The organism is Streptomyces sp. NPDC055078 (assembly GCF_053607985.1).
The window spans coordinates 1-2116 of record NZ_JBSGUP010000979.1; the positions used below are offsets into that span (position 1 = coordinate 1).

A 2116-nucleotide genomic window follows, 5' to 3' on the forward strand; every position below is an offset into this window, starting at 1 on the left:
GCCGCCCGTCCAGCGGGCTGCGCGGACGCTGGCGCCGCTCACCGATGTGGTGCCCCGGCGCACCCTGGTGATCGTCGCGGTTGTGGTCGCGCTCGCGATCGTCGCCACGGTGCTCTTCCTGACACTCGGTGACGGCGACAAGGACAAGGGGGCCAAGGGCAAGCAGGACACACCGGCCTCGGACGCCGCCAAGACCCCGGGCGGCGCGGGCAATCCCCCGGAGGGTGACTCCGGAACCGACCCCACGGACGGTACGACGGGCAAACCGGACCCGGCCGGCCCGGGCCGGGACGACTCCGTCGAGGGCGGTCCGGGCAAGGGCGACGACGGTGCGAAGCCGCCCGGGGCCGGTGCTCCCGTGGGCAGCGGTGTGCCGGCGGGGTACACCACGGTTTCGAGCGACGCGTTCCGCTTCACCATGGCCATGCCGAAGGGCTTCAAGCAGACCGGCATAGCCGGACGGAACTCGGGCGGGATATTCAGCAGCGGCGGCGGGTTCCCCCGGATTCAGGTCGATTTCAACGCCAGCCCCAAGGACGACGCCGAGGCCGCCTGGGCCGCCGCGATGACCGCGACCGCCGCCGCCAGCGACAACTACAAGCACCGGTACATACGGCCGGTCGAGTACAAGGGCTATCCGACCGTCGCCGACTGGGAGTTCGAGCGCGATCAGCAGGGCCACCGGGTCCGTGTTCTCAACCGGGGATTCAAGGTGGACGCCAAGCGCGGGTACTCCATCATGATCAGCTGCAAGGCGACCGAGTGGGACAAGGCGGAGTGCAAGACGCTGCGGGATACGGCGTTCGCGACATTTAAGCCCAAGGACTGAGCCGGGCACGTATCGTGAGAGGTCGCGGACGGTACGCAGCCGCAACGGGTCGCAGAACGACCAAAATTGACCCGAATTGACGTTTTGGTGTTCTGGCGTTTCGCGGCGGACTCCGCGACCGTGTGAGCGGGTAGACCGCCCCCAGGGGGAGGCGGGCGGACCGCCCGGACGGGGAGCCGTGCGAGCGGGCAGCGCGCTGTGAGGGGAGGCGACGTGGACGACTATGCGGGAAGGGTGCTCGCCGACCGCTATCGCCTGCCCCTGCCCCCCTCCGACGAGTACGATCTGGCCGAGACCCGCGGGTTCGACACCTACAGCGGACAGGAAGTCCTGCTGCGACAGGTGCCGTTGCCGGAGGTCGTGGAGGCCGAGGTCGTCGACGCCGACGGCCGGGCCGGAGCGCCCGTGCCCAGGAGGACCCCCGGGCGCACCACCCGCAGGCCCACGGACCCCGCCGTACTGCGCGCCGTCGAAGCGGCCCAGGCCGCCGCGCAGATCCCCGACCATCCCCGCCTGGACCAGGTCTTCGACGTCTTCGCGGAGGCCGGTTCGCTGTGGATAGTGAGCGAGCGCGTCGCGGCCCGCCCGCTCGCCGCGCTCCTCGCCGACAAACCCCTCTCCCCCTACCGGGCCGCCGAGGTCGCATCCGATGTGCTGACCGCCCTGAGCGTGCTGCACGCCCACGGCTGGATCCACCGGAACATCACCTCCCGTACGGTCCTGGTCTGCGACGACGGGCGGGTGGTGCTCACCGGGCTCGCGGCAGGCGCGGCCGAGGAGGCGCTGTGCGGATACGCGCCGGTGCCGTTCGAGGCCCCCGAAGCGCCGCCCGGAGACCCCTCACCCGATACCGGCACCGATACGGGCACCGATGTCGACACCTTCAGCGGCACCTTCACCGGCACCGGCCCCGCTGACGGCTACGGCGCCCCCTCGGGCCACCCCCACGACGACAGCGGCTACGAGTACGACGACGGTGTCCACCCCGGGGAACGGGAACAGCCTGACCAGCAGGTCCCGGCCCCGGCCCCCGGCACCGGCGGAGGCGGGGTGCCGGACGTACGGGCCGCCAGGGCGGGCGCCATCGCCGCCTACCGGGCGGGCGCGCGGGCCGCTGCCCGTATCAGCGAGGAGCAGCGCCAGGGCGGCCGTCCGGTGCAGACGGGACACGACCCGGACTGGTGGGCGCGTGAGCCGCAGCCCCAGGAGTCCGACGCGTACGGCGACGACGACGAGTACGGCTCCGAGAACCCCGGCCACGCACGGCTCGCCGGGACCTGGCACGAC

The 2116-nt window shown here is 72.2% G+C and carries 1 protein-coding gene and 1 pseudogene; both read left to right on the forward strand.

The features are described from left to right. Nucleotides 1-829 (forward strand): annotated as a pseudogene (locus ACWF94_RS39335) (serine/threonine protein kinase); the annotation flags it as partial. Between the two features lie 213 nt (nucleotides 830-1042). Then, on the forward strand, nucleotides 1043-2116 hold a 1074-nt coding region (locus ACWF94_RS39340), incomplete at its 3' end, for a protein kinase (protein WP_453499914.1).